Genomic DNA, 25,103 nt, shown 5'->3' with positions numbered 1-25,103 from the left:
ATGTATGATAACAATTGTGTGCTTTAACAAAAATAAGATTAAATGTGTAATCCCAAAAGAACCTAAATCCAAAATCTTTAATCAGGCACAGGTTAATATATTGCATTAGGCTCCTCTCATTTCATTGCTTTTAATTACCTTTGTGACTCTAAATAACCATTATTGACATTTAATATTTTAGAAATGCAAAGTTTGACAGCAATTTCGCCGGTTGACGGGCGTTACCGTGACAAAGTAGACGTATTGGGTGAGTATTTTTCAGAGTACGCTTTGGTACGATACAGAGTGTTGGTTGAAGTAGAATATTTTATTGCTCTTTGCGAGGTTCCTCTTCCACAGTTGAAAGATTTTAACAAAGATTTATATACTGATTTGCGTAGCATTTACCTTGACTTTACCGTTGAGGATGCACAAAAAGTAAAGGATATTGAGAGTGTAACCAATCACGATGTAAAGGCAGTTGAGTACTTCATTAAAGAAAAATTCGACGCTTTAAAATTGGAGCAATACAAAGAGTTCATTCACTTTGGGCTAACATCTCAGGATATTAACAATACCGCAACGCCTTATTCTTTGAAAGATGCAGTGTATGATGTGTATTATCCTTTATTGGATCAGTTGATTGCAAAATTGGAAAGTCTTTCTGAAGATTGGAAAGAAATTGCAATGTTGGCTCGTACTCATGGTCAGCCTGCATCTCCAACTCGTTTGGGTAAAGAAATTCAAGTGTACGTTTACCGTTTGAAGAAGCAATTGGATTTATTGAAGAGTGTTCCTTGTTCTGCTAAATTTGGTGGTGCAACAGGTAACTTCAATGCTCACCATGTAGCATATCCTGAGGTTGATTGGGCAGAGTTCGGTAATCACTTTGTGAATGATATTTTAAAATTAGAGAGAGAAGAGTTAACAACTCAGATTTCGAATTACGATAATATGGGTGCGATTTTCGATAACTTAAAGCGCATCAATACCATCTTGGTTGACTTGAACCGTGACTTCTGGACATATATTTCCATGAACTATTTCAAGCAGAAGATCAAGAAAGGTGAAGTTGGATCATCAGCAATGCCTCACAAAGTTAATCCTATCGATTTTGAAAACTCGGAAGGAAACCTAGGTTTGGCGAATGCAACATTCGAGCACCTGGCTACAAAATTGCCAGTTTCTCGTTTACAGCGTGACCTAACGGATTCAACTGTATTGAGAAATATTGGAGTTCCATTTGCTCATACAATCATTGCATTTAAATCTTTATTGAAAGGTTTAGATAAGCTATTAATTTCAAAAGAAGCTTTTGAAGCTGACTTGGAAGCAAACTGGGCTGTGGTTGCTGAAGCGGTTCAAACCATTTTGCGTCGCGAAGGATATCCAAATCCATACGAAGCATTAAAAGCTTTAACCAGAACAAATACTCACGTTACTCAGGAAAGTATTGCTGAATTTATCGATACACTTGAGATTGGTGATGATTTGAAAGCTCAATTGAAGACAATTAGTCCTGATAATTATACAGGAATCTAGAAAGCATTAATATTTGTTAATACTTTGTTTTTAGGCTGTAAGAGTTGTACTTTTACAGCCTATTTTTATTGAGAGAACTGTGGTTTTCTCAATGATTTTGTTTCACATATTTAATCATTAATGAAAGATTTTATTAAGGTTCTTCAGCGATTCTTACCTCCTTACAAAGGAGATACAATTATGATGTTTGTTTACAACCTGTTGGGGGCTGTTTTTGGTGTTTTTTCACTGGGTGCAATTGTACCTGTATTAGATACATTTTTTAATAAAAGTGTAGATGTTTCAGTGATTGAAAAAATGCCTTGGGAGTTGAAGACAGATGTACTAGCGCACAATTTTAATTACTACATTACCTTAGTAAAAAATGAGTATGGTGCAGAGTATACCTTGTTTTTTATAGCAGGAGTTGCATTAACTATGGTGTTCTTTAAAGTGTTATTTACTTTTTTGGGTTCATACCATTCTGTTAACATTCGAAATGGAGTTGTAAGGGATTTGCGTTTACAGATCTATAATAAAATGATTTCATTGCCTCTTCCATTTTTCTCGGCAGAAAAGAAAGGAGATATTATTGCTCGTTCAACAGGAGATGTTCAAGAGGTTGAGATTTCTGTGATGAGCTCAATTGATATGATCTTCAAAAATCCGATAATGATACTGGTTTATTTAATTGGATTGTTATCAATTAGTGCTCAGCTAACACTATTTGTATTTATCATGTTGCCAATTGCGGGTTATATTATTGGTTTAACTGGTAAAACGTTGAAGAAATCTTCGAGAGATGGACAAAATAAAATGGGGGATATCTTATCTACTATTGAAGAGAGTTTATCTGGATTGAGAATTATTAAGGCTTTTAATGCTGAAGAAAAAATGCATGTTCGTTTTGCAGAAGAAAGTAATTCTTATAGAAGAATCATGAATAGTATGATGCGCCGTTATGTGTTGGCACATCCAGTGAGCGAATTCATGGGAACATTGGTAATGTTAACGATAATGTGCTATGGTGGAATGTTAATTCTTAATGGTACTGGAAATTTAACTGGTTCTACATTTATTGCCTATTTAGGGATGTTTTATATGATTATTGCTCCAGCAAAAGCTTTTTCAAAAGCAGCATATACAATTCAAAAAGGATTGGCAGCTATGGATCGTATCGATCAACTGTTAGAGGCAAAATCAACCATTACCGATAAAGAAAATGCAGAATCAGTAAGTGAATTTGGCAATTCTATCCATTATAAGAATGTTACTTTCTCATACAATGGAGAGAGGAATGTATTGAAGAATGTTGATCTGGAAATTCCGAAAGGAAAGACAGTAGCATTGGTTGGCCAATCAGGTTCGGGTAAAACTACTTTCGTGGATTTGTTACCAAGATTTTACGATATAAATGATGGTAGTATTTCGGTTGATGGTGTTGATATTCGTGATTACAAAATGAAAGATTTGCGTAACCTGATGGGGAATGTGAACCAGGAATCAATTCTTTTTAACGATACCATTTTTAATAACATTGCCTTTGGAGTCGAGAACGCAACAATGGATGATGTAATTGCTGCTGCGAAAATTGCCAATGCTCACGACTTTATCAGTGCTACAGAGAATGCTTACGATACCAATATTGGAGATCGTGGTAGTAAGCTTTCGGGAGGTCAACGTCAGCGATTGAGTATTGCACGTGCGGTTCTTAAAAACCCTCCAATTATGATTTTGGATGAGGCAACCTCAGCTTTGGATACAGAGTCGGAAAGATTGGTGCAGGATGCCTTGGATAAGTTAATGGAGAACAGAACTTCATTGGTGATTGCACACCGTTTGTCAACTGTTAAAAATGCCGATTTAATTTGTGTATTCCACGAAGGAGAAATTGTGGAAAGAGGCAAGCACGATGAATTAATTGAGAAAGATGGAGCTTATAAGAAGCTGTATGATATGCAGCTGCTGTAGCTTTGACTACGATCAGCTACTGGATTAATTAGGATAGCAGGTCCCTGAGCGAAGTCGAAGGGCCATTACAATATCAAACGCATTACAATTTTTTGTAGTGCGTTTTGTTTTTACATGCTGAGAGTAATTTTAGTTCTTCCTTTTGATTATTAATCAATGCTTCTTTCTTTATTCTACTCCAACCTTTTATTTGTTTCTCTCTGTAGAAAGCATCATCTACTCTGTCAAATTCTTCGAAATAAACCAACTTTACTGATAAGTGTTTTTTAGTGAATTTAGAACCTAAGCCAAGCATGTGTTCTTCTAATCGTTTATCTAAGTTCTTGGTACTACAGTATAGTAAGAACCACCATTGCATTGTAATATGTAGGTATAGCAGAGCATATTATATGAGCTTGGTTTTACTAAAGATAACTCTTTTATTTTTTTTCGGCCCTTCGACTTCGATCAGGAACCATTGGAAGTTGAAGTAGGATTGTAGGTCTTTGAGTGAAATAGAAAGGTTATTGAATATCAAATACATTTTTTTGTAACGTCCCAGGCAAATATTCCGTAAAAATATCTGACAATATGATTTTTGAAGAACTAAAAACTTGATGTTATGTCTAAAACTTTTAGAGCTGAACAGACCAGGGAAAAGAGAAGACGACCTCAATCGAAGAAATCAAAAAGAGGATTTAAAAACAATTTAAACCGAGAAAGTCATCAGGAAATAGCAGACAATTATTTATTGAAAGAGCGTGTGTGAAATCACCGATAGGTGACTCTTCATACCAGAGTTAGCAATATTAGTGTTAGGAACAATTAAAAACAGCGAACCGCCTTCGGGCGGTTTTGTTTTTTACCAGATACAAAAAAACCTTCCGAAAATTCGGAAGGTCTTGCACGGGAGGAGAGACTCGAACTCCCGACACCTGGTTTTGGAGACCAGTGCTCTACCAACTGAGCTACACCCGTGTGTTTTTGTAGACTTCAAGACTATCGTTTCTCAAAAGTCTGCGACAAAAGTAGAACATTTTTTTAGATCTGCAAGAGCTTTTTCATGCTAAAATTAGGAATTTATTCAGCTTAATTTTGCTTGTTTTTGCAGGTGGTTCAGGATGAGGAGATTGTTGTAAAAACTTTTTTTATGCTTTGAAATAAAAATCTGCAAATTTTTTAAAAATGTGGTAAATTAAGTGGTGACAATCTAACATCAAAATAAGAAATCATGAAGAATACAAAAAAAGAATATTCAAACGGAGAGGTAACTGTGGTTTATGATTCGGCTATTTGTATTCATGCCGGAGCCTGTTTTAAAGGTTTGCCAACAGTTTTTCAACCTGGAACTCGTCCATGGATCAAAATGCAAGGAGCGGATACGGAATCAATTATTAAGCAGGTGCAAAAATGTCCATCACGTGCCTTGTCCTTTTACATGAATTCCCCTGAAGAGGATGATGCGGATAAAGGACCAATTAAAGCTTTGGAAACAGGTAAAAAAGTAGAGGTAATGACCAATGGGCCGTTGATGATTGAAGGGCCAATCACATTGGTTAGATCGAATGGAAAACGGGAAGTTATGGAAGATGCTTGCTATTTTTGCAGGTGTGGAGCTTCGAAAAATAAGCCATTCTGTGATGGCTCGCATCAGGATATTGGTTTTAAAGAATAAAAAAAACGGAGCCGATTGGCTCCGTTTCTGTTCTAGGCTTATCTCTTTTCTTTATATCGTAGAATTTGGCTTCGAAGTGCATCTGCTACCAAATCTGTTGCTTCTTCAAATGTTTTGCTTTGTTTTTTCGCAAATAGTTCCGATCCTGGAACCTGCATTTTCACCTCAACAACCTTATTCTCCCTATTACTAGCTTTGTCTACGTTTAGTATTACATCGTAAGCGGTAATACTGTTTTCCAACTTCTCAAGCTTTTTAAGTTTTTGGTTAATGAAAGCTTCTAATTTGCTATCTGCTTTAAAACCTACGGATTGCATTTTCATGTTCATCACAATTCCTCCTATATTTAATATCCACAAGTGGATAAGTTAATATTCTGATAAGTGTAAACCGGTTTTATTCTGCGCGTATATTCGGCTTCGTTAAGCCTTTTTGATTAATCTTTCTACCCTGAAATTAAGCAAAAAAAATAAGCTTACGAAACGAAACTTGCGATTTTATTGAAGTTTAACAAATATTAATTTTCAAAGTGTTCAAAATAAGCAATCTAAAAAAAATATTTTTTTAAATGTTAAAATTGATAAGGAATTTTAACACTCCGGTATACTGTTTAGCGTGGGTTTTAAGGATTATTAATAAAAATAAATTAGATTGCATTTCCTTTCTTAATACAATTGAGCGAATGGAGATACAGGACTTACAAAATGCGAATCACGACCATTTGTCTTTTCAAATGATAGAAATCGATCACAAGCCCGTGTACGATTTTACCAGCATTCACAGGCACGACTATTTTGAGATGATTTTGTTTGAGAATGGTGGAACCGGATCGCAGTTGATCGACTTTAAAAAATATCCCATTAGTGAAAAATCGTTGTATATGGTAATGCCCAACCAAGTGCACCTGATGAAGCGCAAGAGGGATGAGAATGGTATCATCATTCAGTTTACCAGGGAATTTTTGCAAACCAGTTTGTTGCCTGTTCAAAACGATTTTATGAAAATGCTTCGAAAGAATCCTTCTACTCAGCTCAATTCGGAGAATTTCGATCTGCTTTACAATGGCTTTACTCAATTAAAGGAGCTGTACTTTTCTGAAGGGGAGTACAAAATGCATCAAATCAGGCATCTGTTTGCCTACGTGTTTTTTCAGATTTTAGACATTCTCCCACAAAAGGCTGAAAGTTCGAAACATGATGCATTGGTAGATCGCTTTATCGATTTGGCAGAGAATAATTTTAAGCAAATGCGTTTGATAGCCGATTACGCCAAAATGCTAAATGTATCACTGAGTAAGCTCAATGGTGAGTTGAAGGAGAAAACGGGCAAAACACCTTTGCAAATCATTCATGAGTTGCTCGCACTGGAAATCAAAAGTCTGCTCTTGGCTGAAGATCTGACTCATAAGGAAATCACTTACCAGTTGAATTTCGATAGCCAGAGTTCCTACAGTCGATTTGTTCAGAAACATTTGGGATGTAAGCCTTCCGATTTAAAGGAGCAATTGCTAATCATTCATCCATAAGTATTGAGCCAAAATGCAAATGGCACAATTTGATGTGAAAATTGCTAAGGCGAAATAGCTCCATTTTTACTTAATTTGCTGGTAAGAACTAACGAAAGAATTGTGTAGAATGGAATTAGAAATGATACTTTCTTTTTTAACGGCATCGGTGGTGTTATCAATCATGCCTGGTCCCGATAATATTTTTGTATTGACCGAGAGTGTAGGCAGCGGACAGAGAACTGGCCTGGCCATCTCCTTGGGATTATCGCTTGGAGTTTTGGTTCATACCTTGGCAGCTGCTTTGGGATTGTCTATTATCATACAGCAATCGGCCCTGGTTTTTTCTGTAATTAAATATATGGGAGCTGCCTATTTGTTCTATCTGGCCATTTCCGCTTTAAGAAGTAAAGGCGACGGAAACCTGAATGAATCGATAAAGCAAAAAGTGCCAATGGATGCATTCAAGCTGGTACGAAAAGGTTTCTTGATGAATGTGCTAAACCCCAAGGTTTCCTTGTTTTTTATTGCATTCTTGCCTCAGTTTATTAGTAAATCGGGTATTGCCATTAGTGTTCAAATGATTGTTTTGGGAATCATTTTCATGATACAGGCCTTAATTGTTTTTAGCTTGATTGCTATTCTTTCGGGGCGTTTGAATCGCTACCTAAACAGTCAGGAATTTTGGAAGATTACCCAATGGAGCAAGTTTGGTGTACTGTCGGTTTTGGCCAGTTTGCTTCTTCTGTCGGAGAAATAATTGTACTGAGGAAATCACTTCAAGTGATGCCCTCAGTACAATTGGTTTTAATGGCAGCAATTGCCCTCAGTTTTTTTAGTATCCTTTTTCACCTCTTCAATTTTAATGTCGCAACAGTTTGATGTTGCTTTCTTGTTGTCTTTTACCTCTTCAATCTGAACGGTACAACAACTTGACTTCTTCTTTTTTCCAAATAATCCCATAATCTTAAATTTTAAACGCTACTAAGCAATCAGCTTTTAGCGGTCAGCTAGCAGCCAATGGCTAATCGCTATTTCTTACATGATAATATTGAATGCATAACCTGTGATAACCGCTACCAAAAAGATTACTCCAATGAAGGTGATCAGTAGCTTTCTCTTGAAAATCTTTGCCAGCATGGTCATTTCAGGAATCGCCATTCCTGCTCCACCAATGATGAGAGCGATTGATGTTCCCATGCCTACACCTTTTGAGATGAGCGACATGGCAATGGGGATAGCAGTTTCAGCGCGTATATACAAAGGAATTCCCACTACCGATGCAATTGGCACGGCGAAGATATTTCCCTCACCTGCATACTGAGCTATGGTTTCTCCCTTGGGCAGGTATCCGTATATGCCAGCTCCTATGGCAACCCCAACAAAGAGGTAGGGCAGAATGGGGCGCAAAGAATCCCAACCTGCTTTTAGCGAAATGGAAACCTTCTGTCCCAGTGGCAGGGATTTTCTGGTGTCGATTCCATTGCTAATGCTATGTCCTCCGCCACTTATCTTTACGGTTTTTACATGTTTGGCAAAGCCAAATTTCTGGAGCAGGTATCCAAAGGCAACAGCCAGTACAAAGGAGAGGGAGAAGTAAATGGCCGCATTTTTTACTCCTACCGTAGCGGCTAACATGGCTACGATAATTGGATTTAGCAAGGGAGATGAAATTAAGAATGACATTACTGAACCAAAGGGAAGCTTGGCGTTTAAAAATCCTACGGTCATTGGAATTGTGGAACAAGCACAAAATGGTGTTACCGCTCCAAAAGTGGCTGCAGCAATGTTACCAAGTATTCCTTTGCCTTCGAATAACTTCTTCAGTTTGTTCTGGTTTACATGTATCATGATAAATTCGATGATGGCCGTGATGGCTATAAACAGAACAAAAAGTTCCAGGGTAATGAAAACAAAGTTTCCAAGCGATTTTGTTAATGCCTCATAAAAAGGTGTGGGAACCACCCCCAGCGTGTGGTAAAATAAAATTTTGAATGCTAGTATTATATTTTCTTGCATAATTTCTACTTGTTGATTGTTAATGATGAATTGATTTGACAATTAGATTCAAGTCTCATTCATTAACCGGGACAGCAAGAAGTCTTTCCGCTTCTGCTGTAAACCTGTTTTGACCAGGCTATGGATTTGTTCTTTTCTTTCATTATCATCCTAAACTGATATTGTTTTTCACAATAGAGTCGCAGAAGGATGGTAAAAGATGCAGGAGGGGGTGATTTTTTTTTGATCTATTTCAAATGTGGAGGAATGCTTACAAATTCTATTTCGGGACAAAGCTTCCCCTCCCGAAAGCTTTCGGGATTTCTAAATGTTTTCAGCGTCTAATCAGCCTGACCTTCCAATGCCCATAAAGTCCGCTCGAATAAAGCAGCTGGTTTTAGGTTCCCTCACGCTACTTGGCTTTATGCCTAACATTGCCCACTAAAATCAGATAGAACCTTTATCGCTTTCGAAGATTTCTCTTTTCAAGAAGAGGGGTGCAATGATCCTTAATCTCGCAGGAGATGATGTTACCCTGTGCATCGAGTTCCACATCGCAGCATTCAAAAAATAAATCGCGAAGCTTTTTGCGAGCGCGCTGTACTCTTGACTTGGCCCCGGGGAGTGAGATATCCAGTTTTTGGGCAATCTCTTTTTGAGGGATGCCATCAATATCGCTCCACTTCAGGGGAAGCGCATACTCTTCGGGCAGCAGGCTAATCATATCAGAAACATCATCGGATAGGATTTGTTGAAAATCAGCCGAGTTCATGTGGTTCAGGTTAATGTAGTCCTCTTCCCGAAAATCTTTGTTTTGCAGGCGGAAATAATCGGCAATGGTATTGCGAGTTACCTGAAACAGCCAGCTTTTTAAATTTTTAATCTCCTTCTCACTGATGCACGACTCCATGGTTTTTAGGAAAACTTCCTGAAGTAGATCGTCGGCACTTGATGAATCTTTTATCTGTTGGCGAATAAAAGCCAGCAGGTGGGTGCTGTATCGTTGGTATATGTTGTGAATATCGCAATTCATATTGGTACTTTTTTGGTGAATGATAAAATAAGCAAAAGGGATTGCATTATCAAGAAGCATGAAAACCTTCATTCTCGGATTGAAAAGAATGAAGGTTCCATTTTATAATGATTTATTGCTTCCCTGCCTTTTTTAGTCAATGATTTTGTGAACATCCGCCATTGCAACTACTGTTTTCAGGGCTTACCTGGCTGAAACAGTATGATTTCCTGGTATTTGAATTTGTAAGGCTCAGTCCCAAAAGTACGATGGTAAAAAAGCTTACCACCCAAAGAAAAAGTTTAGACCTCCCATTGCCTTTTATTTTACCAGCAGACTCGATGCTGCAACAATTACCTCTCTTCTTAAAGTAAAGACGGTAGAAACCAATACCCAGGGAAATCAGGGCAACTGAGATAAGATAAGGCTGCAGGGCATGTAAATAATTCAGCTGACTGGCTCCAATTCCCACCGAGGCCAAAATGCCAGCAATTACAGGAGCTCCGCAGCAGGTAATACTTCCCAGGGCAGCAAGAATGGCTGCACCTGCTCCTGCAAAAGATGATCGATCACTTTTCATATTCCATATATTTTAATTCGTAACATATATAGGAGTCGGGAAGGGGGTGGAAAAGATGCAGGAATTTTGAAAAAAGTGAAGTGGATAACAAAATTACTGGTGAAGTAAAGTTTTTAATATCCTGTTGGGAGAAATGTCATAAATCTTATTTTCGCAAACGATATAAGTGCTATCCCTTTAAAAATGGGACTTCTAAGGGGAGAGGTATTGGTGAGAATTCTGTATCTTTAACAATTGAAAGCACACCGAATAATAAATTACAAGAAGTCTGGCGAATGATAAATGAAGTTGTAAAAGTACACGATAAGTTTTCTGTAGAGATTAAAATGGGTTACGAATCCAGTAAGGATAGGAAGGTAAATGAGTTTTCGATTAAGACCTGGTTGTTCGTTCCAAGCAGTCTGGATATCAATCCATCCACCTACAAGAAAGAAGACTTTTACAACGATTTTAATTCCAATATTCGTTTGATTACCCCGCCTTACCTGCTAAGGGAAATTGCCTTGGGCGATCAATCGGTGTTCAAATATTTGGAGGATTCTTTCCAAAAGGTGGCCAATTATCCTACTCCCAAGAATGAAGCAAACTACGAGTATCACATTCGCATGTTTCATACCATTCTTCGTTCTGCGCTTCGCCGTGAAATTCAGCATATCCTTAGAAATGAACAGGCCGAAGATCGCCAATATCTCATTAAGGATTACCTGAACAATGTTCGAAAGATTGGGGAGCGATACCGAGAGCTGAGAAGAATTGTTAATGTTCCCACGGTAAGAAAGGAGATGTTCGACTACTTTCTGTTTGGAGATGAGTTCATGAGCAACCAATTCGATGAGCACTCCTACTATTTGCACCGTGGTTTGCGCAAAGTGAATGATCCGGAGATCGATAAACGCAAGCAAGAAATTTTAAACATGGTGCGCGATGAAGTTGCCTACAAAAAAAGCAAAAACTACCTGGTGGTAGAGGAAAAGCCTACCGACAAAAACCGATGGTTCGTACATCGCAGAGGAGCCTTTAAGAAATATTTCGAAGGGCAGCTACTGCTTTCTTCCCGAAAGAAAAAGGAAGGGGTATTTATGATTCAGATTCTGTATAGCATTGCCGCAGGATTGGCCATGATTATTGGTGCAGCTCTTACTTTTGTGTTTCAACAGAGCCTGGGAACTTTTACCATTCCTTTGTTTGTTGCCTTGGTAATTATCTATATGCTTAAGGATAGGATCAAAGACCTTAGCCGCCATTATTTGGTGGGAAAGATCAACAAACGATTTTTCGATCACAAGACTATCATTCGTGTAAAAGGAGATGAGAAAATTGGTTGGTGCAAGGAAAGTTTCGACTTTGTTCGCGAAGATACCGTTCCACTTCGTGTGATGAAACACAGAAACCGATCGAGAATTGTGGACGTGGAGAGCCGTGGAGTGGGCGAGAAAATCATCTTCTACAGAAAGCTGCTTCGCCTGGATCAAAAGGCGTTGGACAATTCCTATGGCAACTACAATATTACAGGAGTTGTGGATATCATTCGTTTTAATGTATCCCGTTTTATCCAGAAAATGGACAATCCTGAAATTCCTCTTTACTACCTAAAGGATGATCAGTTTGAAAAAACAGCGGGAGAAAAGGTTTATTTCATGAACATGGTGATTCGTTTCAAAATGGATGATCAGACCAGCTATCGTCGCTATCGTATCATATTTAACCGTCGAGGCATTAAGAAGGTGGAGAAGGTGTAAGCTTAATCCATTTTACAAAATGAGAATTGATTCCTTAGTGTATGTATTCTTATTGCCTTTGAAAGCCTACACTGAGAGTATCACCTGGAGTGATACCTTCAGGCATATGGATATGATGCTCTCATTCATCTTATGCGGCTTTAAGAATTATTAAATGATAAGAACCATTTTTGAAGGATGACTAGTAAGCTACTTATCCTTTTTTGTGTCTGTAAGCAAAAAGAAAATAAAACAATGCAATCCTTTAAAAGATTAGAATATCCTGTACGTGTATTATCATTTTCATTTGTCTCTAAAGTATAGTAAGAAACAATATACCAATATAAGATTACAATGAACTTCAAAAAAAAAATCTGTAATCTTTTAACAATGAGCAAAATGAAGAAAATAATTTCAAAGTCAATTTTACTGTTTTTTTTAGGTTTAAGTATTGTATCCTGTAGCAAAGATGATGATGTTGATTATTCGCTACAATCCAAGTTTGATATTTTTGAAGTACAAGCTGATAATAAAACCGTTTTAATGAAGGGTGAGATAAAATCGAGCACACTTGGCGATTTTAAACACATGTTGGAAGGGCATCCGAATATTAAAATTATTAAGATGGTTGAAGTTCCAGGTTCAAATGATGATGAAACGAATTTTAAAGTTGGAAAACTTTTGAGAGAAAAAGGAATTAACACTCATATTGTCGATAAAGGATGGATTGCATCGGGTGGAGTTGATTTCTTTTTGGCGGGAGTAAAACGTACAAAAGAAGGAACTGTAAAATTAGGTGTGCACTCCTGGTCTGATGGAGATGGAAAACAGGCTATAGATTTTCCTGAAAACAGTTCAGAACACAGACCCAATATTCAATATTACGAAGATTTAGGTTACTCTAAAGAGTGGTCACGAGACTTCTATTTCTTCACAATTAAGGCTGCTGATGCTGATGATGTACATTGGATGAGCAAAGAGGAAATCGAGAAATATAAAATGTTTACAGAATAAAATATTAGCTATATCAATGAATAATTCGTTACTGTTTTAGGACAGTGACGAATTTTCTTATTTGTGTTGATTTTACATTTATTTTTAAGGCTAAAAGTCAAAATTGTTTATGAATAAATTAGGAGTAAAAATTGTTTTGTTATTATTGTCTTTTTCAATGTTAACAGCTTGTGATCAAGATGATGATGGATATGATACGAGTTTGAAAAAAGATCCGCCTTTGTTTGAAGTGGGAACCATGTATTTGGAGCCAGGCATGCTAACTGATAAAGATCCATCTGCATTTAAGACAATTCTTTATAAAGGACAATTTGATCGTCGGATGTTTGATAGAAGGGTAGATCGTGATGTGAAGTTACATGCTTATGTGTTTGATATCACCTTTGATGATGGATTAAAATGCGAGGCGCAGGTTAATCCTGAGTTTGGGTCGAGAGAGAAGGCATTGGCTGAGGCAGAAAAATATTCTTCGGCAATTGGGCGTATTCCGCATTGTTTGAGAGAGAAAGTTCGTACCATTACCATCCATAAAGGCAATAATTATTTTGGTGGTGGCAATGGTGATATTTTGGTTCACACGGGAATGGCCGATGAGTATATTAAAGAAGGAGTTTTAGAAGAGGCAATGATTCATGAAGCCGGCCATGTAAGTTTAGATCCATATCATTATAATAAAGCATATCGAATTGCACAGCGTGATGATGTAGCTTTCGTTTCGAAATATGCCGAGGATTATCCTGATCGTGAAGATATAGCAGAAAGCTTTGTAACGTTTTTAATGGTAGAGTTCAAAGCCGATCGTATTGATGATAAAGTGCTGGAAAAGATTAAGGCTGGTAACAAACACAGAATAGCCTATTTTAAAAATCAGAATTTTAACATGTATCCGTTTTAGTTTTGATTAGTCAGACCATATAGATTAAAGAACCCGTTGATTAAATTCTGCGGGTTTTTTATTGCAATATTTGCAACTGTTATTGAAGTGAAATCTCTTGTTAATGCATAGATTTCAATGGAATTAGAAGATGAAAGGGGACGAAAAAAGATATGCATTGGATTCGAAAGCATAAAAAAAGCAAGGTCTATTTTAAACCTTGCTTTTAAACTCTAACCAAGCGAGTTAATCTATGAACTTAACACTAAGTTTTTGTACATATCTTGAATTTGTTCCTACATACAAATGGTATGTTCCGGTTTCAAATAAAAATTCACCATCAGGAGAATAATATCCCAAATCAGATTGATCTAAACTGAATTCAATTTCTTTCTCTTCTCCAGGCTTAAAGCTGATTTTTTGAAATGCTTTTAATTCTTTCACTGGTCGCGCATAGCTTGCAGCAGGATCCTGAATGTAAACCTGAACCACTTCCTCGCCAGTAAATTTGCCAGTGTTTTTCACTTTTACTTTTAACTGGATCGCTTCATTCATTTTGTAAGTTTGCTTGTCAACATTTGCTTGCCCATATTCGAAAGAGGTGTAGCTTAAGCCATAGCCAAACGGATAAAGGGCTTCGTTGGGAGCATCGGTGTAGTGCGACCAAAATACATTGCCTGTATTGTTTGGACGTCCTGTATTCATATGATTGTAATAAATTGGACATTGTCCTGTTGCATATGGAAAGGAGGTAGTTAATTTTCCTGATGGATTAAAATCTCCAAACAGTACATCAGCAATGGCATTTCCAGCTTCGCTACCGGCAAACCAGGTTTCCAGTATGGCATCGGCACTTTCTGCAATCTCAGGAATGGCAATTGGTCTACCATTCATCAGTACAACAACGATCTTCTTATTCAGTTTCCTGATTTTATTGTACAAGTCCATTTGAACTCCTTTTAAGCGAATGTCGGTCTGACTGCGGCCTTCTCCCGACTGAAAACAGTCTTCTCCCAAGGCAAGAATTACGATATCTGATTTTTTTGCAGCAGCAACAGCCTTTGCCATTTCTTGGACATCAGCTTCAGCATAAACCAATTCGTCAAGGAAGTTTCTTTCTCCCAAGGCCAGATCGCATCCTTTGGCAAAGTTGATTTTGCTTGTTGATCCTACTGCGTTCTGAATTCCTTCCAATAGCGATACGGCTGAGTTCTTTACTGTTTGCGCTCTCCAACTTCCAAGAGGAGAGTTCTTATCATTGGCCAATGGACCAATTAGAGCAATAGATTTTATGTCTTTGGAAAGTGGCAACAACTGATCGTTATTTTTCAATAAAACCATGGAGTGGCGAGCTACTTCTCGGGCCTGTTCACGACTTTCCTTGCTATAAATGATTTCTTTTTCACGTTCCTCATTCGAATATTTGTATGGATCATCAAACAATCCCAATCGATATTTTAATTTTAGGATTCTTCTGGCTGCATCATCAATTAAGGCTTCATCAACTTTTCCTTCTTCTACCAATTCCTTAAGGTAGGGAAGGTAAGCACTCGATTCCATATCCATATCCGAGCCAGCTTTAACTGCTAACTCAGCTGCATGTTTTAAATCTTCGGCAGCACCATGGGAAACGATCTCTTCAATGCTTCCCCAATCGGAAATCACATAGCCTTCGAAATTCCATTTGCCTTTTAAAATCTCTCTTTGCAAATAAGGACTTGCAGTAGCTGGTGTACCATTAATAATATTAAAGGCATTCATGAATGTGCTAACACCAGCATCTGCAACCGCTTTAAAAGGTGGAAGTGCGATGTTGTGCAGCGTGTAAGTGCCAATGTCGACCGTGTTGTAATCGCGTCCTGCTTCGGCAAATGCATAAGCTGCAAAGTGTTTTGCACATGCAGCAATTGTATTTTCCTTAGAAAGATTTTCACCCTGGAAACCTTTAACTCTTGCCACAGATAGTACGCTTGCCAGGTATGGATCTTCTCCACAACCTTCCATTACGCGACCCCAACGGGCATCGCGACCAACATCCATCATGGGAGCAAATGTCCAATGTAATCCTGCAGCCGAAGCTTCCCGAGCTGCCAATTGGGATGAAATTCTGGAAATTTCCGGGTCCCAGGCGCAGGCTTCGGCCAGGGGAATTGGTGCCATGGTTTTGTATCCATGAATTACATCGTAAGCGAATATCAAGGGAATTCCTAACCTGCTGTTTTCTACTGCCAGTTTCTGCGCTTCATAAGTAGCCTTGGCTCCAACTACATTTAGCATAGATCCTACACCGCCAGCTTTTATTTCTTCCAAACGTTTCTGCGATGAGGCATTTTTTGGCGCTGGTCCGGTCATCTCCCAATGACTGGTATATTGGTTCATCTGCCCAATTTTTTCTTCCAGTGTCATTTTTGCCATTAGTTCTTCAACAAACTGATCTTCCTTACTCTTCATATCTCCCTTATTGGTGCAAGCAGAAAAAAAGATAAGACATCCTGCTAATATTTGCTCTAATTTGATCATTCTTTGTTTTGGTTGAGTTTATAATATGATTTAGTATATAATGCTTTGCATTGCCCTTGCCGGAATGGTAATACTAGTTGCAGTACTACTCCCAACATATAGCTGATAAGTTATTTCTTCATCGGTTGAATTCATCACTACGGTAACCATTTTTCCATCGGGATTTACAAATGTTGTGCTTTCCAGGAAACTGATGCTCGAAACTGTACTTACTCTTTTGGCTCCTGGTCTGATAAATTTCGAGAAATGACCAATGTAATAGTAGGATGGGGTGTAAATCAGGCTATCTGTTCTGGTGTCGGCATGAATGGGAGCAAAGCACAGGTTGTTTACATGATTTGGTCCTCCGGTTTCATCCAAAAGAATATTCCAGTCAGTCCAGCCTACCGTTCCACGGTTAAAGTCATTAATCATAGAGTGTCCATAGCGTTCTGCATTTGGCCAGTATTGGTATTTCCCAGGATCGAATGCTTCGTTGCAGCCTTCGGTAAAAAGTAATTTCTTGTCAGGATATGATTCCTGTATTCTTTGTAAATTTTCGAACATTGGATCACCTTTTCTCCAGGTTTCGTACCAGTGGAATCCGGTTCCCCAGGCATATTTGGCTGCTTCCGGATCATCGAAAATGGTATTTGCCCTGTGGGTAATCAAATCGCGGTTGTGATCCCAAACCACAATGTTTTTATCTCCCAATCCTTCTTTTTCCAGGATAGGGCCAAGATGGTTTTTAAGAAAATCTCTTTCTTCTTCTGCAGTATAAATGCACGATTCCCATCGTTGAGTTGCCATAGGTTCATTCTGAATGGTAACGCCCCAAACAGGTATTCCTTCTGCCTCGTAAGCTTTGATGAATTTGGCATAGTATTTTGCCCATGCATCGTAGTATTCAGGAAGCAATTTACCTCCTCGTAACATGTTCTTGCTGTCTTTCATAAATGCAGGAGGACTCCAAGGACTTGCATAAAATAGCATAGAACCACCAGCCTTTTCAATGGCTCTTTTGATCATTGGAAGTCGATAGGCTTTGTCAATCTCAATCGAGAATGTTTTTAATTCTTTATCTCCTTCTTCGATATAGGTGAAGTTGCCCTTGCTAAAATCACAAGAATGAATTGAAGTTCGCATTAAGCTATAGTCAATGCCACTTTTACCATAGTAAGCCTGAAGCAACTCTTCCTGTTTTTCTTTGGATAATTCTGCGAATACTTCGGCCGATGAATCGGTAATGGCACCGCCAATTCCAATAAAGGTCTGGAAGGTTTTGTTGGGATTCACAAAAATGGAATTTTCGGTTTCCAATGCTTGTTTCACCTTCTTAAATTGGACTGAGCCCGATTTATTCAATCGCAAATCAGTATCCTTTGCCGTAGTATAAATACTGGCTTTCTTGCCTTCTGCCATCTCATCTCTCTTCTTTGTCAGGTCTGTTTTCTCTCCCGCTTGCATACAAGCCAACAGGGGAATCGCTAATAATGAAATAAATCGTTTCATGTTTATATATCTATTAAGTTACGAAACAGGTAAAGACTACCCCACAATGAGGTAGCCTTTGGTAATTAAATAATATGATTTTAGTATCCAGGGTTCTGATCGGTTTCACTAATTGAATTGTTTGCAATGATTTCATTCTGAGGAATCGGGAACAATTCATGTTTGTTAGCTGAATAACCTAAACTGCCTAATTCTTGTACCGCAAGATCCCAACGAACCAAATCCCAATATCTGCTGCCTTCAAAAGCCAATTCCAATTGTCTTTCGGTTACGATAGCCTGAAATACATCATCAGAAGCTTCGATATCAGCCAGGCTTGCACGATCTCTCACTTTATTGATTTCAACTAAAGCAAGACCATCCTGGTCCGAAAAGTGATAAGCTTCGGCAGCCATTAAAAGCACATCGGCATAACGCAATAAACGCCAGTTGGTAGTATAGTTCAATTCTGCAACTCCATTGGTACTGGTTTCTGATGCCCTGGTCACATATTTTAGCCTCATGAAGCCTTCATAATCGTGTGCGTTTTCATCCTCGATTACACCTCCTGTAGCTTCAAAATCGGCAGCCGATATTACAGTTGCATTTCCGCGTTCGGTATCACCTGCATCAATGAATGCCTGTCCAATCTTAGCAGATGGCATATTAAATCCCCAACCATTCACGATATCCAATGATGATCCGGAAAGATTAAATAAATTGCCTCGAGGACCTTGTAGCTGAACTTCAATATTGTTTTCATTTCCACCACCCCAGGGAAAGTTACCCCAGTCGTATCCCTCTTGTGCGGTATAAGAGATTTCAAATAAAGACTCTTGTCCAAATTCAGTTTCTTTTGTCCATACATCCGCAAAATTAGGTTCAAGGTCATACTCGCCTCTACTAATTACTGCTGCTAGTTGAGTGGCAGCATCAGCATATTTCTTCTGATAAAGAAGTGCTTTGCCATAATAAGCTTGAGCTGCTCCTTTTGACATTCTGTATCGGTCTGCAGCACTGTATTCACTTTTCATTGGAAGATCAGGAATTGCTTCTGATAAATCCTTCTCAATTTGAGCATAAACATCGACTACCGATGCTCTTGGTAGATGATAGTCTGCAGAACTAACCGGATTAACCGTCATTAAAGGTACTCCTCCAAACATAGTAACTAGTTCTAAATACTGATATGCTCTTAGTGCTTTGGCTTCAGCAATCATTTCTTGTTTAGCATCGGTATTAGGCTCAACCAAGTTAATAATGGTATTGGCAGAACTAATTGCCTTGTAAAAGTTGGTCCAAATGGCTTCAATCTTTGCGTTGGTAGTTTGAATTGCAAAGTCATCAATATTCTGATAGCCTGTTTGGTCACCAGGTGATGAGCCGGCCAAACAATCATCGGCAGGTAAATTTTTAATAAAATACACACTCGCCCAGGCTCCGCTGGAGAAGTTGTTTTGCATAGAGTTGTAGATTCCAACAATAACGGTTTTTACTTCTTCGTCGGTTTCTAAATAGGTCTCGCTCGATAATTTACCAATTGGTTCTTTATCCAGGAAACGATCTTCGTTACACGAAGTAATAGAAAAAGTCAAGGCTAATCCTATGATGAATATATAGTATTTTGAAAATTTCATGTCTTACGATTTTAATATTAGAAGTTAACAGATACACCAAAAATTACTTTTCCTGCTACTGGGTATAAACCTCTATCAACACCTTGTCGTGTATTGTTAGAACTACCTGCTTCAGGATCTAATCCTTCATAATCGGTAAAAGTGAAAAAGTCATCAAGAGATACAAAAACTCTTGCGCGTTCGATACCTGATTTCTCAAGTATGGATTGTGGCAATGAATAGCCCAATTGAATTTGCTTGATTCTCAGGTAAGATCCATCGGAAACCATTAAATCACTACGGTATACATAGTCGCTTGAGTTGTTAGCAGACGGACGACTCGCATTCGTATTTGTCGATGTCCATCGATCATCATACATGAATTTAGGCTTGTTTGAGAATTGTCTGTCGGAGCGGAACCATCCCATAAAAACATCATTCCCTTTAGAACCCTGTATGAATAAATTAAAATCGAATCCTTTGTATTGTGCATTGAAGGTAGCTCCATATAAAATATCAGCATGTGGATCACCAATATAAGTCTGGTCGGCATCCGTGATTTCTCCATCGCCATTTGTATCGACCACATTTACTTCGCCATTGGCTGGATTTATGCCATTGGTTTTATAGCCTTTAAAGTACCAGATAGGATATCCTTCTTCAAACCATGTTAAATCGTATCCTCTTAGGTTATCGCCCTTTACAGGATTGTCAATATCTAACCTGGTTACTTCATTATCAAGAGTAGACAGGTTGAGATTGATGCTGTATTTAAATTCATGATCCATGTTGGTATAGCCCAATTCAAAATCAAATCCTTTGTTGGTTACATCCCCAACGTTCATGATTGGAAAATCGTTTCCTGCTGATAAAGGACCACTACCTTGCGCCAATAAATCTTTAGTTTTCTTGTGGTAATAATCGGCTGAGAATGATAATTTTCCGTTTAATGATCTCAAATCAAAACCAAGGTCTAATTGTTCTGTAGTTTCCCATTTTAAATCCGGATTTACCAACTTGTCAATTTCAGCACCTGTTTGGTAGGTATCATCCGCCCCGGGATATTGACTGTTGAATACATAAAACTCCTGACCTTCGTTACCTGGGGTATTGGCACGACTTCCATTTTCACCCCAGCTGGCACGTAGTTTCAAGAAATCTATACCTTTTACATCAAAGAAATCTTCCTCTGAAATTGTCCAACCTGCAGAAACAGCAGAGAAAACAGCAGCTTGATTATCTTTAGGGAAAACATCTGCTGCATCGCGTCTGATCGAAAATTCCAACATGTATTTGTTCAGGTAATTGTAAGATAAACGACCAAAGAAGGATGTCATAGCATGTTCTTCATATGATCCGCCAACTTTGTCAGCTTCGTTTCCTGTTGCATATCCCTGGTGTGCATACTGACTTCCTTCTTTTACAAGAGGACCTGAGTGCATGGTATATAAAGGGCTTTGAGATTCTTCTGCAGAATAACCAGCTAAAACCGTGAAGTCATGATCTCCAAATGCTTTGTTATAAGAAGCAAAATTTTCCCATAACCATGTGTACCATTTGTTGATGTTATCATCAACGTAAGTTTCAGAATTCTGACTTTCAGATGAGAAATAGTATAATGGAGCCCATCGGTGATCCGTTTGATAAGTTAAATCCAAACCTATACGAGAGGTGAAAGTCAAACCTTTTATAGGTTTAAGCTTTGCATACACATTGCCTAAAATTTTATCCTGGGTAATTGTGTTTCTATAAGTGTCCAGTAAAGCCAATGGATTTGAAATTTCACCTGTGACATATTCTGGCAATCCATAATATCTTCCATTCTTATCGGTAAGAATTGTGTTTCCTGCGTCAATTAAGGACTGTACTCTTTCTGGAGTTCCATTGTAGGTTACAGGAGTTAATGGATCTAACAAAAGAGCTGAATTTACAGGACTTCTGTATTCATCATCTTCACCAATGTATTTTTGCTTTGAATGCGAGAAACTGATGTTGTTACCAACTTCGATCCAATCTTTTAATTCACTTTTAATGTTTGCTCTGGTTGTAAAACGTTCATACTTTGCTTTATCGTCACCTACAATACCATTTTGAGAATAGTATGATCCGGAAATTAAGAAAGTGGTTTTGTCATTCCCTCCTGAAAAACTTAAGTGATGTTTTTGCATTGGGGCAACTTCAAAAAGTTCATCCAACCAGTCGGTATCGTTTCCATTCAAGCTTACCTCGCCAGCACCTGATTCTGCCATCCATTGTTTGTATTCCTCTGCATTCATCAGATCCAGATCACTTCTTGATGATTGCAAACCATATTGAAAGTCGTAAGAGATTTTAGATGCTCCAGCCTTACCACTTCTGGTTGTAATGATAATCACACCATTTGCTCCTTCGGTACCATAAATAGCTGCAGATGCTGCATCTTTTAGTACTTCCATAGATTCAATGTCTCCCGGATCAATGTTGTTAATATCGCCGGTTTTCATGCCATCAACAATAAACAGTGGGTTTGAATTTCCATTGGAGTTTACACCTCTAATTCTGATTTTGGCACCAGCACCTGGCGAACCGGAAGTGGATAAGATGGATACACCAGCGGTTTTACCTTGAATAGCCTGATCTGCTCTTGAAACAGGGACGTTTTGAATGTCATCAGATTTAATGCTTGATATGGAACCTGTTACCAGGCTTTTCTTTTTAACACCATATCCAACTACAACAACTTCGTCAACGCTAAGCGCATCCTCCATCATGATTACATTGATTGTGCTTTGGTTTCCAACCAATATTTCTTGAGTTGTGTGTCCAATAAAACTGAATACGATAAGGTTTTCGGAACTTGCACCAATAGAGTACTCTCCATCGATATTGGATACAGTACCAATCGTGGTGCCTTTTAAAGAGATATTTACTCCTGGTAAAGCAAGTCCATTAGAGTCGGTTATTTTTCCGGTAATTGTTTTTTCCTGAGAAAAAACCATAGCGGAGCTTAATAAAACGGTTAGTAATAAGAGGGCTGGTTTTAGGGTCCAATTGCCTCTGGTCTGCTTTCCTTTGTCTGTTAAAGACAAAGTAGCTCTGGAATTGTTAGATTTTTTCATAAATTTGAAATGATTCATTAGCGTTAATTTGTTATGAATTATTTGCCGATTGGATTGGGCCAACATATCCTTTCGGCATTTTTTATTTTGATAATTTGCTTGATCATTCATTGGGGTATCATTTTGGCTTAGCTAATTCGATATTACATGTGAACATCAACCTGGTAATTTCCTTCCGGATGAACAGGAATAAGATTGCCAGTCAATTTTATTCCATTAATTGAGAGTGATGTAATCCCTTTACAATTCCCGTTTGGATTGTAAATGTTGATATTGTATGTCGCGTTTCTAAATTTTCTGATTACCTTAAATTCTTTCCATTCAGAAGGAATACAGGGATCAATTCTTAAGCCATTGTAATCGGGCTGTATGCCAAGAATATGCTGTGTGATCGCATAATAATTCCAGGCAGCAGTACCAGTTAGCCAACTGTTTTTGCCTTCGCCTGGCTTAAAAGCATCTTTTCCTGCAATCATTTGGCAATAAACATAGGGTTCCACTTTGTGCAGTTCGCTGATTTCTTCCAGGTATGCCGGACATATTTTTTTAAAATAATCCCATGCCTGATCTCCTCGTCCCAACAGGCTTTCACCAATGATAATCCAAGGGTTGTTATGACAGAAGATTCCGGCATTCTCTTTATATCCTGCAGGATAAGTAGAGATTTCACCATATTCAATGCGGTATTCGGTAAAAGCAGGATTGTTTAATACAATTCCATAGGGGGTATCCAGCATTTTTTTAACGCTGTTCAATGCTTTTTCCGGCATTCCTTCATCTGCTCCAATTTCGGCCATACTACACCAGCCTTGGGATTCAATGAATATTTTACCTTCTTCATTTTCTTTTGATCCTACTTTATTGCCAAAATAATCGTAGGCTCTTAAATACCATTCACCATCCCAGCCTTTGATTTTCACCGCCTCTGCCATCTTGTCGATATGGATTTGGGCTGCATTTGCATCCTCCTCTTTTTTAATTTGATTACAAAGCTTTACATACTCTTTGCCATACATCACAAATAGCCCTGCAATCATTAACGATTCTGCAGTATTGCCTTTTTTGTTTCCTGTGGTTTGGAATGATTCATTTGGATCTTCCGAAAAGCAATTCAGGTTTAAGCAATCATTCCAATCTGCACGACCGATTAAAGGCAATTGATTTGGACCCAGGTTACTCACCACATGATAGAAAGAAACATGCAGGTGGTGGAACAAACTTTTGGCTCTGCTTTCATCATTGTCGAAAGGAACTTGCTCATCAAGAATGCTAAAATCACCCGTTTCCTTGATGTATGTTGTTACCGATAGAATCAACCATAGCGGATCGTCATTAAAATCTCCACCTAAGGCATGATTTCCCATTTTTGTTAAGGGCTGATATTGGTGGTAGCATCCTCCGTTTTCGAATTGGGTAGCAGCAATATCCAGAATTCTCTCTCTTGCCAGCTCTGGTACCTGGTGAACGAAACCAATCAAATCCTGATTGGAATCTCTGAATCCCATTCCTCGTCCAATGCCACTTTCAAAGAAACTGGCGCTTCTCGACATGTTGAAGGTAACCATGCACTGGTATTGATTCCAGATGTTTACCATTCGGTTTAACTTTGGATCATGACTCTCAAGTTGAAAGCTGTCCAAAAGGTTCATCCAATACTTTTGGAGTTCATGGAATGCAGTTTCAACCTTTTCTGATGAATCAAACTGACTCATCATTGTCTTTGCTTTGTTTTTATTGATAACTCCTTTGGACTCCCACTTTTCGTTCTTCTCATTTTCAACATATCCCAGGATGAAAACAAAATCCTTTTCTTCTCCTGGTTTTAATTCTAAATCGAAATAATGAGACGCAATTGGCGACCAACCATGGGCAAGACTGTTTTTGGCAGTTCCATTTTCAACTGCCTCAGGATTGTTGAATCCATTGTGCATGCCAATGAAACTCTCTCTGTCGGTATCAAAACCATCAATTTTAGCGTTGGTAGAAAAGAATGCAAAGTGATTGCGACGTTCTTTGTATTCAGTTTTGTGGTAGATGGCAGAACCTTCAATTTCTACCTCACCTGTCGATAGGTTTCTCTGGAAATTACTCATGTCATCCTCGGCATTCCAAAGGCACCATTCTGTAAAAGAGAACAGTTTTATTTTTTTAGATTTATTTGAATTGTTCTTTAGTTTTAGAAGATGTACTTCTCCATGATATCCCAGAGGGATGAAGCATAACAGATTTGATGAGATTTCATTTTTACTACTTGTAAATCTGGTATAACCCAATCCATGTCTACATTCGTAATGATCTAGTTTGGTCTGACAGGGCTTAAATCCCGGATTCCAAACTGTATCTTCATCTTTGATGTAATAATATCGTCCACCAGTATCAACTGGAACGTTGTTATATCGATATCTTGTTAATCTACGGAATTTGGCATCTTTGTAGAATGTATATCCTCCCGCTGTGTTTGAAATTAACCCAAAAAAGTCCTTGTTCCCAAGATAATTAATCCATGGGAATGGTGTTTTTGGCGAGTTAATTACATACTCTCTCTTGGTATCATCAAAGAAACCGTACTTCATA

At 38.2% G+C, this 25,103-nt stretch carries 20 protein-coding genes and 1 tRNA gene; 9 read left to right on the top strand and 12 right to left on the bottom strand.

Annotated elements, in window-relative coordinates; translation table 11 throughout:
• Positions 1-183 precede the first annotated feature (183 nt).
• Both purB and NQ163_RS02395 read left to right on the top strand, forming a co-directional pair.
• Positions 184-1,521 (top strand): adenylosuccinate lyase, encoded by a 1,338-nt coding sequence (gene purB / locus NQ163_RS02400; RefSeq protein WP_268188705.1) that lies wholly within the window; start codon positions 184-186, stop codon positions 1,519-1,521.
• A 120-nt stretch (positions 1,522-1,641) separates the two neighbouring features.
• Positions 1,642-3,471, top strand: coding sequence for an ABC transporter ATP-binding protein (locus tag NQ163_RS02395; RefSeq protein WP_268188704.1), 1,830 nt, complete (start codon positions 1,642-1,644; stop codon positions 3,469-3,471).
• An 82-nt stretch (positions 3,472-3,553) separates the two neighbouring features.
• On the opposite strand, the gene NQ163_RS02390 is transcribed toward NQ163_RS02395, so the two are convergent.
• A complete protein-coding gene (locus NQ163_RS02390; protein WP_268188703.1) occupies positions 3,554-3,829 on the bottom strand; it encodes a GIY-YIG nuclease family protein in 276 nt (91 codons plus the stop codon).
• A 243-nt stretch (positions 3,830-4,072) separates the two neighbouring features.
• On the opposite strand from NQ163_RS02390, the gene NQ163_RS02385 reads away from it, so the two are divergent.
• Positions 4,073-4,219: a hypothetical protein gene (locus NQ163_RS02385; protein ID WP_170150705.1), complete on the top strand. Its 147-nt coding sequence runs from the start codon at positions 4,073-4,075 to the stop codon at positions 4,217-4,219.
• A 136-nt stretch (positions 4,220-4,355) separates the two neighbouring features.
• Here the strand turns inward: NQ163_RS02385 and NQ163_RS02380 are convergent.
• Positions 4,356-4,428: transfer RNA gene (locus NQ163_RS02380), tRNA-Trp, on the bottom strand.
• 253 nt (positions 4,429-4,681) lie between these two features.
• Here NQ163_RS02380 and NQ163_RS02375 point away from each other — a divergent pair.
• On the top strand, positions 4,682-5,125 hold the full coding sequence (locus NQ163_RS02375) for a (4Fe-4S)-binding protein (protein WP_268188702.1): 444 nt from the start codon (positions 4,682-4,684) through the stop codon (positions 5,123-5,125).
• Positions 5,126-5,163: 38 nt separating this feature from the next.
• Here the strand turns inward: NQ163_RS02375 and hpf are convergent, their stop codons facing one another.
• Positions 5,164-5,448, bottom strand: a complete 285-nt coding sequence (hpf, locus tag NQ163_RS02370; RefSeq protein ID WP_268188701.1) for a ribosome hibernation-promoting factor, HPF/YfiA family — start codon at positions 5,446-5,448, stop codon at positions 5,164-5,166.
• Positions 5,449-5,807: 359 nt separating this feature from the next.
• On the opposite strand from hpf, the gene NQ163_RS02365 reads away from it, so the two are divergent.
• Together NQ163_RS02365 and NQ163_RS02360 are read left to right on the top strand one after the other, a co-directional pair.
• Entirely contained in the window at positions 5,808-6,650 is an 843-nt protein-coding gene (locus tag NQ163_RS02365) for a helix-turn-helix domain-containing protein (RefSeq protein WP_268188700.1), read from the top strand.
• Between the two features lie 109 nt (positions 6,651-6,759).
• Entirely contained in the window at positions 6,760-7,389 is a 630-nt protein-coding gene (locus NQ163_RS02360) for a LysE family translocator (RefSeq protein ID WP_268188699.1), read from the top strand.
• A gap of 47 nt (positions 7,390-7,436) precedes the next feature.
• Here the strand turns inward: NQ163_RS02360 and NQ163_RS02355 are convergent, their stop codons facing one another.
• The 4 genes from NQ163_RS02355 to NQ163_RS02340 form a co-directional block, all read right to left on the bottom strand.
• On the bottom strand, positions 7,437-7,592 hold the full coding sequence (locus NQ163_RS02355) for a hypothetical protein (RefSeq protein ID WP_268188698.1): 156 nt from the start codon (positions 7,590-7,592) through the stop codon (positions 7,437-7,439).
• A gap of 75 nt (positions 7,593-7,667) precedes the next feature.
• A complete protein-coding gene (locus NQ163_RS02350; RefSeq protein WP_268188697.1) occupies positions 7,668-8,648 on the bottom strand; it encodes a permease in 981 nt (326 codons plus the stop codon).
• 439 nt (positions 8,649-9,087) lie between these two features.
• On the bottom strand, positions 9,088-9,732 hold the full coding sequence (sigZ, locus tag NQ163_RS02345) for an RNA polymerase sigma factor SigZ (protein ID WP_268188696.1): 645 nt from the start codon (positions 9,730-9,732) through the stop codon (positions 9,088-9,090).
• A 64-nt stretch (positions 9,733-9,796) separates the two neighbouring features.
• Entirely contained in the window at positions 9,797-10,219 is a 423-nt protein-coding gene (locus tag NQ163_RS02340) for a hypothetical protein (protein WP_268188695.1), read from the bottom strand.
• A 275-nt stretch (positions 10,220-10,494) separates the two neighbouring features.
• On the opposite strand from NQ163_RS02340, the gene NQ163_RS02335 reads away from it, so the two are divergent.
• The 3 genes from NQ163_RS02335 to NQ163_RS02325 all read left to right on the top strand — a co-directional run bounded on the left by NQ163_RS02335 (position 10,495) and on the right by NQ163_RS02325 (position 13,846).
• A complete protein-coding gene (locus tag NQ163_RS02335) occupies positions 10,495-11,958 on the top strand; it encodes a hypothetical protein (protein ID WP_268188694.1) in 1,464 nt (487 codons plus the stop codon).
• A 378-nt stretch (positions 11,959-12,336) separates the two neighbouring features.
• Entirely contained in the window at positions 12,337-12,951 is a 615-nt protein-coding gene (locus NQ163_RS02330) for a hypothetical protein (protein WP_268188693.1), read from the top strand.
• A gap of 109 nt (positions 12,952-13,060) precedes the next feature.
• On the top strand, positions 13,061-13,846 hold the full coding sequence (locus NQ163_RS02325) for a hypothetical protein (protein WP_268188692.1): 786 nt from the start codon (positions 13,061-13,063) through the stop codon (positions 13,844-13,846).
• A gap of 225 nt (positions 13,847-14,071) precedes the next feature.
• Here the strand turns inward: NQ163_RS02325 and bglX are convergent, their stop codons facing one another.
• From bglX to NQ163_RS02300, 5 genes are all read right to left on the bottom strand, one after another.
• Complete coding sequence (gene bglX, locus NQ163_RS02320; RefSeq protein WP_268188691.1) at positions 14,072-16,345, bottom strand: beta-glucosidase BglX; 2,274 nt, start codon at positions 16,343-16,345, stop codon at positions 14,072-14,074.
• A gap of 30 nt (positions 16,346-16,375) precedes the next feature.
• Positions 16,376-17,836, bottom strand: a complete 1,461-nt coding sequence (locus NQ163_RS02315) for a glycoside hydrolase family 30 protein (protein WP_268188690.1) — start codon at positions 17,834-17,836, stop codon at positions 16,376-16,378.
• Positions 17,837-17,916: 80 nt separating this feature from the next.
• Entirely contained in the window at positions 17,917-19,452 is a 1,536-nt protein-coding gene (locus tag NQ163_RS02310; RefSeq protein WP_268188689.1) for a RagB/SusD family nutrient uptake outer membrane protein, read from the bottom strand.
• 17 nt (positions 19,453-19,469) lie between these two features.
• A complete protein-coding gene (locus NQ163_RS02305; RefSeq protein ID WP_268188688.1) occupies positions 19,470-22,529 on the bottom strand; it encodes a SusC/RagA family TonB-linked outer membrane protein in 3,060 nt (1,019 codons plus the stop codon).
• A 143-nt stretch (positions 22,530-22,672) separates the two neighbouring features.
• Positions 22,673-25,102: a GH36-type glycosyl hydrolase domain-containing protein gene (locus NQ163_RS02300; RefSeq protein WP_268188687.1), complete on the bottom strand. Its 2,430-nt coding sequence runs from the start codon at positions 25,100-25,102 to the stop codon at positions 22,673-22,675.
• Position 25,103 lies beyond the last annotated feature (1 nt).

Source organism: Marinifilum sp. D737 (assembly GCF_026672275.1).
Lineage (GTDB): Bacteria > Bacteroidota > Bacteroidia > Bacteroidales > Marinifilaceae > Marinifilum.
The sequence above is the reverse complement of the archived record's forward strand: the minus strand, read 5'-3'. Positions and strand labels throughout refer to the sequence as shown.

Bases quoted from the DNA above. Each gene is read 5' to 3' on its own strand.
- NQ163_RS02335 (WP_268188694.1), top strand. From the start codon at position 10,495: ATGATAAATGAAGTTGTAAAAGTACACGATAAGTTTTCTGTAGAGATT.
- NQ163_RS02305 (WP_268188688.1), bottom strand. From the start codon at position 22,529: ATGAAAAAATCTAACAATTCCAGAGCTACTTTGTCTTTAACAGACAAA.
- NQ163_RS02340 (WP_268188695.1), bottom strand. From the start codon at position 10,219: ATGAAAAGTGATCGATCATCTTTTGCAGGAGCAGGTGCAGCCATTCTT.
- purB (WP_268188705.1), top strand. From the start codon at position 184: ATGCAAAGTTTGACAGCAATTTCGCCGGTTGACGGGCGTTACCGTGAC.
- NQ163_RS02350 (WP_268188697.1), bottom strand. From the start codon at position 8,648: ATGCAAGAAAATATAATACTAGCATTCAAAATTTTATTTTACCACACG.
- NQ163_RS02300 (WP_268188687.1), bottom strand. From the start codon at position 25,102: ATGAAGTACGGTTTCTTTGATGATACCAAGAGAGAGTATGTAATTAAC.
- sigZ (WP_268188696.1), bottom strand. From the start codon at position 9,732: ATGAAGGTTTTCATGCTTCTTGATAATGCAATCCCTTTTGCTTATTTT.
- NQ163_RS02355 (WP_268188698.1), bottom strand. From the start codon at position 7,592: ATGGGATTATTTGGAAAAAAGAAGAAGTCAAGTTGTTGTACCGTTCAG.
- NQ163_RS02385 (WP_170150705.1), top strand. From the start codon at position 4,073: ATGTCTAAAACTTTTAGAGCTGAACAGACCAGGGAAAAGAGAAGACGA.
- hpf (WP_268188701.1), bottom strand. From the start codon at position 5,448: ATGAAAATGCAATCCGTAGGTTTTAAAGCAGATAGCAAATTAGAAGCT.
- NQ163_RS02315 (WP_268188690.1), bottom strand. From the start codon at position 17,836: ATGAAACGATTTATTTCATTATTAGCGATTCCCCTGTTGGCTTGTATG.
- NQ163_RS02325 (WP_268188692.1), top strand. From the start codon at position 13,061: ATGAATAAATTAGGAGTAAAAATTGTTTTGTTATTATTGTCTTTTTCA.
- NQ163_RS02360 (WP_268188699.1), top strand. From the start codon at position 6,760: ATGGAATTAGAAATGATACTTTCTTTTTTAACGGCATCGGTGGTGTTA.
- NQ163_RS02330 (WP_268188693.1), top strand. From the start codon at position 12,337: ATGAAGAAAATAATTTCAAAGTCAATTTTACTGTTTTTTTTAGGTTTA.
- NQ163_RS02365 (WP_268188700.1), top strand. From the start codon at position 5,808: ATGGAGATACAGGACTTACAAAATGCGAATCACGACCATTTGTCTTTT.
- NQ163_RS02390 (WP_268188703.1), bottom strand. From the start codon at position 3,829: ATGCAATGGTGGTTCTTACTATACTGTAGTACCAAGAACTTAGATAAA.
- NQ163_RS02310 (WP_268188689.1), bottom strand. From the start codon at position 19,452: ATGAAATTTTCAAAATACTATATATTCATCATAGGATTAGCCTTGACT.
- NQ163_RS02375 (WP_268188702.1), top strand. From the start codon at position 4,682: ATGAAGAATACAAAAAAAGAATATTCAAACGGAGAGGTAACTGTGGTT.
- NQ163_RS02395 (WP_268188704.1), top strand. From the start codon at position 1,642: ATGAAAGATTTTATTAAGGTTCTTCAGCGATTCTTACCTCCTTACAAA.
- bglX (WP_268188691.1), bottom strand. From the start codon at position 16,345: ATGATCAAATTAGAGCAAATATTAGCAGGATGTCTTATCTTTTTTTCT.